The organism is Metabacillus herbersteinensis, assembly GCF_042433335.1.
In the GTDB taxonomy this organism is placed as follows: Bacteria; Bacillota; Bacilli; order Bacillales; family Bacillaceae; genus Metabacillus; species Metabacillus herbersteinensis.
This window is the reverse complement of record NZ_JBHLVO010000032.1, coordinates 48,686-56,773: the sequence shown is the minus strand read 5'-3', so window position 1 is coordinate 56,773 and position 8,088 is coordinate 48,686. Positions and strand designations below refer to the sequence as shown.

Genomic DNA, 8,088 nt, shown 5'->3' with positions numbered 1-8,088 from the left:
GCTCGACTTGCATGTATTAGGCACGCCGCCAGCGTTCGTCCTGAGCCAGGATCAAACTCTCCAATAAGATTGTTTGACTAGCTCTTCTTTTGCACACGAATGCGCGAAAAAACTTTGTTGCTTTGTTGATTAAATCAACGTTGGCACGCTTGGTTTTGTTTAGTTTTCAAAGATCATCTTCGCTCTGAGGCGACTTTACCAATATAACATAAAGTTCGTCATAAGGTCAATGTTTTTTTATTATTTTTTTCAAAGCGTTTCGTCGCCGTTTTTCAGCAACGTATTCAAATATACCATCGCAGATTAAGATTAGCAAGTACTTTTTTAAAAAACTTTTTGAGATCCCAATACTTTAATATTTCCTAATGCTAGAGAGTTATAGCCACTTCATCATAAGGCAAAAAGGTGTGCGAAATCAGCAATAGATTTAGCACACCTTTTGTATATAAGAATTTATTGACTTGGTTGGTCTTACGAGAATAGCCTGTTTTAAAAAAGACCACCGCCACAACAAAAAACTCCTCATGAAAACCACTCAAAGGCAAATCCCCAAACTACTACAGTACCTACTTTTTTGCATTAAGCAAAAAACAGGCCTATCGGTTTCTCATTTGTGGAAATAATAACACGTCACGAATGGATGGAGAATTTGTTAAAAGCATAACTAGACGATCGATACCAATCCCTAATCCACCTGTTGGTGGCATTCCATACTCTAGCGCTTCAATAAAATCTTCGTCCATTGGATGTGCTTCATCGTTACCTTGTTCTCTTTCTTTTAACTGTGCTTCAAACCGTTCTTTTTGATCAATAGGATCATTTAACTCCGTGAAGGCATTTGCGTGCTCACGAGCTACAATGAACAACTCGAATCGATCCGTAAATCGAGGATCTTCTTCATTTTTCTTAGCCAAAGGGGATATCTCTAAAGGATGTCCATAAATAAACGTTGGCTGAATGAGAGTTTCCTCGACCTTTTGCTCAAAGAACTCATTAACAATATGTCCATATTGCATATGTGCAGTAATTTCTACATTATGATCTTTTGCTAGTTGGCGCGCTTCTTCAATGGTCATCTCTTTCCAGAAGTCAGCACCACAGTTTTCTTTAATGGCGTCAACCATGTGTAATCTTGTCCATTCAGGCTCTAGATTCACTTCATATTCACCGTATTTTACAGTTGTTGTTCCTAGGACTTCCTTAGCTATATGTGCAATAACATTTTCAGTTAGTTTCATAATGTCCTTGTAATCAGCATAAGCTTCGTATAATTCAATCATAGTGAATTCAGGGTTATGCCTTGTTGAAATCCCTTCGTTACGAAACACACGTCCAATTTCATAGACCTTCTCTAATCCTCCGACAATTAATCTCTTTAAATGCAGTTCAATTGCAATTCGCATATATAATGGCATATCTAGTGCATTGTGATGCGTTACGAATGGACGTGCAGACGCTCCACCTGGAATTGAATGCATAGTAGGTGTTTCTACTTCTAAATAGCCTTGGTCATCCAAGTATCGGCGCATTGACTGAATAATTCTACTACGGGTAATAAATGTGTTTTTGCTCTCAGGACTCATAATTAAGTCTAGATATCTTTGACGATAGCGTTGTTCAATGTCTTTTAATCCATGAAATTTGTCAGGAAGTGGACGTAGTGATTTTGTGAGCAAGTCAAAAGATGTTACTTTTACTGAGAGTTCCCCGACTTTCGTTTTAAAGATAACACCTGTTACACCTACCAAGTCACCTAGGTCAGCTGTATTGAAGGTTTCATACTGTTCTTCGCCTACTCCATCTTTACGCACATAGATTTGAATTTGACCGGATAAGTCTTGGATGTTCGCAAAACCCGCTTTGCCTTTTCCGCGTTTTGTCATAATTCTGCCGGCTAATGTTACCGTAATATCCTGTTCTTCGAGTTCTTCTTTAGAGACTTCCTGATATGCAGAGGTAATATCTAATGTTTGATGAGATCTTTCATATCTTTTACCGAAAGGATCTAGTCCTCTTTCTCTTAACGTATGTAGTTTCTCGCGTCTAACCTTTATTTGATCACTTAACTCTTCTTGATTCAATTCTTCGTGACTCATGTAAAACATCTCCATCCTTTTGTTTAATAGAAAAGCAGAAAACTGCCAGCAACAACTGGCAGTATAGGCAACTTGTCATAATGATTTCATTCGGTGCGTATTAAGAGCTTGGTAGTTAGACTACTTTGCTCGTATTCTCTTGTCTTGCTTCGACTTCTTCAACAAATTCATCAATTAGTGAAATGAATTCACTTCTTGTATTCATCAAGTTAATTGCATTTCTTGCCTTCGCATTTCCTCTAATTCCTTTTAGGTACCAGGCTGCATGCTTTCTCATTTCACGAACTGCAATGTCTTCATTTTTCAATGCAATCAATCGATCCAAGTGGAGTTTGCAAACATCCATCTTATTACGAACATTCGGCTCATCTATTAGTTCACCTGTTTCTAAATACTTCACCGTTCTGTAAATCATCCATGGGTTACCTAGTGCTGCACGACCAATCATCACACCATCTACCCCTGTGTGATCCAACATACGTTTAGCATCTTGAGGAGCTTGGATATCTCCATTGCCAATCACAGGTATTTTCACAGATTGCTTTACTTCTTTAATGATATCCCAGTTTGCAGTTCCCTCATACATTTGAACACGAGTTCGACCATGTAATGCGACCGCTTTACCTCCAGCACGTTCAACAGCTTGTGCGTTTTTTACAGCAAAAATATGTTCTTCGTCCCACCCCATTCGCATCTTAACTGTTACAGGTTTATCTACTGCTTCGACAACAGCCGAAACCATATCATAGATTTTATTCGGGTCGAGTAACCATTTAGCTCCCGCATCGCATTTTGTAATCTTAGGAACCGGACAACCCATATTAATATCAATAATATCAGCAGTTGTGTTTTTATCTACAAAACGTGCTGCTTCTACTAAAGTTTCCTTTTCACCACCAAAGATTTGCAAACTTAGTGGCTTTTCTCGCTCGTCAATGTAAAGCATACCCATGGTTTTTGCGTTATTGTAAAGAATTGCCTTATCGCTAACCATTTCAGCACAAACTAATCCCGCACCAAATTCCTTCACTGTGAGTCGAAATGCAGCGTTACACACTCCAGCCATTGGAGCTAGAACAACTTTATTTTTCAACTCAATATCACCTATTTTAAACATTTTATAACCTCCAATTCTTCAATTTCCTTCTGGAGTTAATTCCTCAATTGTGACATTTAGTGCTTTTGCCACATCTTGAATAAACTGTTCACTCGGTAGTCGATTTCCTCTTTCTACTTCACCTAACACAGAAACAGAAACACCAAGATCTTTTGCGAAACTTTCTTGGGTGTACCCCTTTAGCTTTCTGTAAGCGCGAATACGTCTTCCCCATTTTTCTGCTTCCATATTCGTACTCCTTTTTTATCTGATAGTTGCTCTATTATAACCGAAACCAGTACTTCTGTGGTCGGATTCACGGCATTTGAATTCAATTCGAATAAAGGAACTAACACAAAAGAACGTTCAAACATTCTTGGATGTGGAACAATTAACTGTTCTGTTTCAATATTCTCATGATTATATAGTAAAATGTCAAGGTCTAAAGTCCGCGGACCCCATTCGACATCACGTTTTCGCTCAAGTTTTTTTTCGATCGTCTGAGTGACTTTTAACAGTTCAAACGCTGTTAAATCAGTCTTTATATGGATGACCATGTTTAAAAACTCACTTTGATCTGTATAACCAACTGGGTCTGTTTCATAAATTGAGGAAATATTTACAATTTCAATAGAAGAATTATTAGATAAAGAAATGAGTGCATTTTTTAAATATAACTCTCGGTCGCCCATGTTTGAACCGAGAGCAAGGTATGCTTCATTATTCATGTTCTACCTCTTTTGATCTCGACGGCTACATGCTCGTAATGCCCAGGAATTGGCGGATCAGGCTTAATTAAGGTAACCGTAACGTTCTGAACAGGATCAAAGTTCTCCAAGATTGTATTTGTAATTTTCTCTGCTACTGCTTCGACTAATTTATAGGTCTTACCTTCAACAATTTCTTTTGTTAACTTATATAATTCACCATAATTGACTGTGTGCTCCAAAGCATCCGTTTCTCCTGCCAGTTTCAAGTCCAATTCAACAACCAGGTCTACTCGAAATCTTTGACCCAACTTATTTTCTTCTTTAAAAACACCATGATAGCCGTAAAATTCCATGCCTTTTACAATAATTTTATCGATTTTGAACTCCTCCCTTACCAATCATTGCATCCATCATCCTCGACATCCTCGACATTTCTAGAACATCATGTACTCGAATGATATCACATCCTTTTTCAATACCTAAACAAATAGTAGCACCCGTTCCTTCCATCCGTTCAGGTGCGGGTAGATCTAGCACCTGTCCAATAAAAGTTTTTCTAGAAGTTCCTAATAGAACAGGATAGCCAAGAGAAGTAAAAGCTTTCAAATTTCTCATGACCTCTATATTTTCGACGATTGATTTAGCAAAACCAATCCCTGGATCTAAAATGATTTTATCTTCTTTTACACCGGCTGCTTTTACAATCTCTACAGATTCCATTAGGTCTGCGATCATATCTGGTATTAGATCTTTATAATCGCGTTTGTGGCGGTTGTGCATGAGAATAATTGGGACCTCATACTCTGCTGCAACTTTTGGCATTTCTGGATCTGCTTTTGCTCCCCAGATGTCATTAATGATAGAAGCACCCGCTTCAATCGCTTGTCTAGCCACTTCAGCTTTATACGTATCAATAGATATTGGTTTATCAATTTCCTTTGATAGCCTTGAGATAACAGGAACAACCCGTAAAAGTTCTTCCTCAAGATCTACTAATTCTGCACCAGGTCTCGTAGATTCTCCACCAACATCAATGATATCTGCTCCATGTTCGATCATTTCTTTCGAGTGAAGAATTGCCTTCTCTAAGTCTGCATACTTTCCACCATCAGAAAATGAGTCTGGTGTTAAGTTTAAAATTCCCATTACATATGTTTTTTCACTAAAATCTAATGTATAACCATTCCATCTCAGCAAGTCTTTATCTTTTAGTCTAGTGGCTTCCAATTTACTCAATCCTTTATAACTCATTTATACTCAATAATCTTTGATGATATTGTGCGTACATCTTTTGAAGGGTATGTGTTACCTCACCATTTCTCCCGTAGAAAGGAACATCATCAACCATTTTTACAGCTAACACCTCTTGACCTGAATTCGTAAGAAACACCTCATCCGCATTTAGTAATTCTTCTCTTGTATAGAATCCTTCATAAACTGAGATGTTATGCTTAGTAAGACACTTCATGACAAATTGTCTCGTGATCCCATTTAATATTCCAGTGTGAACAGATGGTGTATAAACCTTATTATCTTTAACCCAGAAAATATTTGAGACGATTCCTTCGGCTACAAATCCTTCCTTTGTTAAAAAAATGCCTTCATCACTTAAATGTCCCTGAAGCTCGCGTTTCCCTAGAATATTATTTAAATAGTGATGGGATTTTAAACGATAGTCTCCTTCTGGAGTATTTCGGTTTATTTTTAATAAGGTCGCTTTTATTTCTGTTTGGTCAGTTAGATGAGGGGCTGGTCTTACATAGTAAATGACACTCGGTGCTTCATACGTTTCATTAAGATGACCAACCCTGCCAACTCCTGCAGAAACATTTAACCGGATTGAAATGTCTTGATCTTCCAGGTTATTTAATTGGATGAGTTCCGCAATAACCCTTCTTACCTCATTCATTTCTAATTCAATAGGGATGTTTAGTTCTACCAGCGACTGATGAAGACGTGTAAGATGATCATTTAATAAAAATGGAAAGCCCTGATATACCCTAAACGTTTCAAAAACACCCATTCCATATAAAAAGCCATGATCAAAAGGAGAAATCCTCGCTTCTGACGCTTTAACAAATTCAGAGTTTAAATAGATATACACTGTTTTATACGCTCTTTTCTAAATGTCGGTATCGAGTAATAAAGTTTTTCAATAGCTCCTTACCAAAAGACGTCATAATAGATTCGGGATGAAACTGCACACCTTCTACCGGCAGCGTCTTATGTCTGATTGCCATAATTTCATCATCTTTTGTCCATGCAGTTACTTCTAAGCAATCTGGTAGTGTTTCCTTCTTTACAATTAAAGAGTGGTATCTTGTAGCGGTAAAAGGATTATCCATGTTTTCAAAAATTGTTTTTTCATTATGATGAATTTCCGATGTTTTTCCGTGCATAAGTCTTTCTGCGCGGACAACATCCCCTCCGAAGACTTGTGCGATTGATTGATGCCCTAGACATACACCGAAGATTGGAATAACCCCTGCAAAATGCTTTATCGCTTCCAAGCTAATTCCCGCCTCATTTGGACTACAAGGCCCCGGAGATATCATTAAAAAGTCAGGTTTCATCTGCTCAATTTCTTCAATTGTTATTTCATCATTTCTCTTAACAACGAGCTCTTCTCCAAGTTCACCTAAATACTGTACTAAATTAAATGTAAAAGAATCATAATTATCGATCATTAATATCACTACGCTCACCTCAAGCTTAATATTTTCTCTTCTGAACTTAACTCAACTGCTTTCATCATTGCTTTTGCTTTTTTTAAAGATTCTTTATATTCGTGCTCAGGGTTTGAATCAATGACAATTCCTGCACCAGATTGAACATACCCAACACCGTCTTTGGCTAAAAGCGTTCGAATGATAATGTTTAGCTCTGTGTCTCCATTAAACCCTATCCAGCCAATTGAACCTGTATATATACCACGTCGTGTAGGTTCTAACTCTTCAATAATTTGCATCGTTCTTACTTTTGGAGCACCTGTTATTGTTCCCCCAGGAAACGTTGCTTTTATTAGTTCAGCATAGGTACAGTCATCTCTTAGTTGTCCTTCAACATTTGAGACAATATGCATAACATGGGAGTACTTTTCGATGACCATGAACTCATTCACATGAACTGTACCGTATCCACAAACTCTTCCTAAGTCGTTCCTTTCAAGATCTACAAGCATAACGTGTTCTGCTCGTTCTTTCTCATTTTGAATAAGCTCATTCGCTAGCTGTTGATCATGATGTTCGTCTCTACCTCTAGAACGCGTGCCCGCGATTGGCCTTGTGCTGACGTTTTTTCCTTGTTTCTTCACAAGCAGCTCAGGTGAACTACTAACTAGTTGAAATTCCGGAAAATTTAAATACCCCATATACGGAGAAGGATTAATCATTCTTAATGCTTCATAAATCTTCATTGGGTCGCTCGTTAAAGGAAAGTCTTGACGTACAGATAGATTTATTTGAAACACATCACCTTGTGCAATGTAGCTTTTGATCTTCTCTACAGCATGCATAAATGTCTTTTCAGTAAATGCTAGTTGCTTCTTCATTTGAATAGAAGGTGTATCTAAGCTTGTTAATACATTAACTTGTGTTGCACTTGTCCACTCCGCTTTCATACCATTAAGTTTATCATAAGCTGCACTTTTTTCATCATCATTATAGGTATGCGTAATTAGCCACAATACAGACTCCTGATGATCATAGATCGCAACATCATCAAAAATCATAAAATACAAGTCAGGTGTTTGTAAGTCATCCTCTGCTAGATTAGGCAATTTTTCAAAATAGCGAACACAATCATAGCTTAAAAATCCAATCGCACCTCCTTGAAAGTCGGGAAGCTTTGGATCATTTATCGTACTAAACTGCTGAAACCACTCTTGAAAAGAGTCTAGTGGATTTCCGAGAAAAGTCTTTTGTATATCATGATGCCTAACTACTAATTCTTCGTCTTTTCCCTTGGCAATTGCAATTGGTTTTATACCAGCGATACTATACCGTCCACCTCTACCACTTTCTAAAAAAGCATGGTATGTTTCATTTTGCGCTAGATATTGATATTGTTTAAAAAAATCAATTTCGTAGTTTACTTTTAGACTGAAAGGTGTTCTTCTCTGCTGCATTCCGTACCCTCTCCTTAAATACTCATACTTTCATTTTACATAAATACGAGAGAGATACCA

At 37.5% G+C, this 8,088-nt stretch carries 10 protein-coding genes and 1 rRNA gene; all 11 read right to left on the bottom strand.

Translation table 11 applies throughout. The annotated features are described in order from the left end of the window. Positions 1-67 (bottom strand): 16S ribosomal RNA (locus ACFFIX_RS23500); the annotation flags it as partial. Between the two features lie 301 nt (positions 68-368). Next, positions 369-539 carry a hypothetical protein gene (locus ACFFIX_RS23495; protein ID WP_378938388.1) on the bottom strand — a complete coding sequence of 57 codons (171 nt, stop codon included), beginning with the start codon at positions 537-539 and terminating at the stop codon, positions 369-371. Positions 540-596: 57 nt separating this feature from the next. Beyond that, on the bottom strand, positions 597-2,096 hold the full coding sequence (gene lysS / locus ACFFIX_RS23490) for a lysine--tRNA ligase (protein WP_378938386.1): 1,500 nt from the start codon (positions 2,094-2,096) through the stop codon (positions 597-599). A gap of 115 nt (positions 2,097-2,211) precedes the next feature. After that, complete coding sequence (gene dusB / locus ACFFIX_RS23485; protein WP_378938384.1) at positions 2,212-3,213, bottom strand: tRNA dihydrouridine synthase DusB; 1,002 nt, start codon at positions 3,211-3,213, stop codon at positions 2,212-2,214. A gap of 18 nt (positions 3,214-3,231) precedes the next feature. After that, the gene (locus ACFFIX_RS23480) at positions 3,232-3,441 is read right to left on the bottom strand and encodes a helix-turn-helix domain-containing protein (protein WP_378938382.1); all 210 of its coding nucleotides are present in this window, start codon (positions 3,439-3,441) and stop codon (positions 3,232-3,234) included. Next, complete coding sequence (folK, locus tag ACFFIX_RS23475; protein WP_378938380.1) at positions 3,393-3,920, bottom strand: 2-amino-4-hydroxy-6-hydroxymethyldihydropteridine diphosphokinase; 528 nt, start codon at positions 3,918-3,920, stop codon at positions 3,393-3,395. The genes ACFFIX_RS23480 and folK overlap by 49 nt, the downstream gene beginning before the upstream one ends. Beyond that, entirely contained in the window at positions 3,917-4,279 is a 363-nt protein-coding gene (gene folB / locus ACFFIX_RS23470) for a dihydroneopterin aldolase (RefSeq protein WP_378938401.1), read from the bottom strand. The genes folK and folB overlap by 4 nt, the downstream gene beginning before the upstream one ends. Further along, positions 4,272-5,129: a dihydropteroate synthase gene (gene folP / locus ACFFIX_RS23465; protein WP_378938399.1), complete on the bottom strand. Its 858-nt coding sequence runs from the start codon at positions 5,127-5,129 to the stop codon at positions 4,272-4,274. Before folP ends, folB begins: the two co-directional genes overlap by 8 nt. A gap of 13 nt (positions 5,130-5,142) precedes the next feature. Then, positions 5,143-6,006, bottom strand: coding sequence for an aminodeoxychorismate lyase (pabC, locus tag ACFFIX_RS23460; RefSeq protein ID WP_378938378.1), 864 nt, complete (start codon positions 6,004-6,006; stop codon positions 5,143-5,145). A gap of 4 nt (positions 6,007-6,010) precedes the next feature. Further along, positions 6,011-6,598, bottom strand: coding sequence for an aminodeoxychorismate/anthranilate synthase component II (gene pabA / locus ACFFIX_RS23455; RefSeq protein ID WP_378938376.1), 588 nt, complete (start codon positions 6,596-6,598; stop codon positions 6,011-6,013). Between the two features lie 5 nt (positions 6,599-6,603). After that, a complete protein-coding gene (pabB, locus tag ACFFIX_RS23450; protein WP_378938374.1) occupies positions 6,604-8,028 on the bottom strand; it encodes an aminodeoxychorismate synthase, component I in 1,425 nt (474 codons plus the stop codon). Between the last annotated feature and the right edge of the window lie 60 nt (positions 8,029-8,088).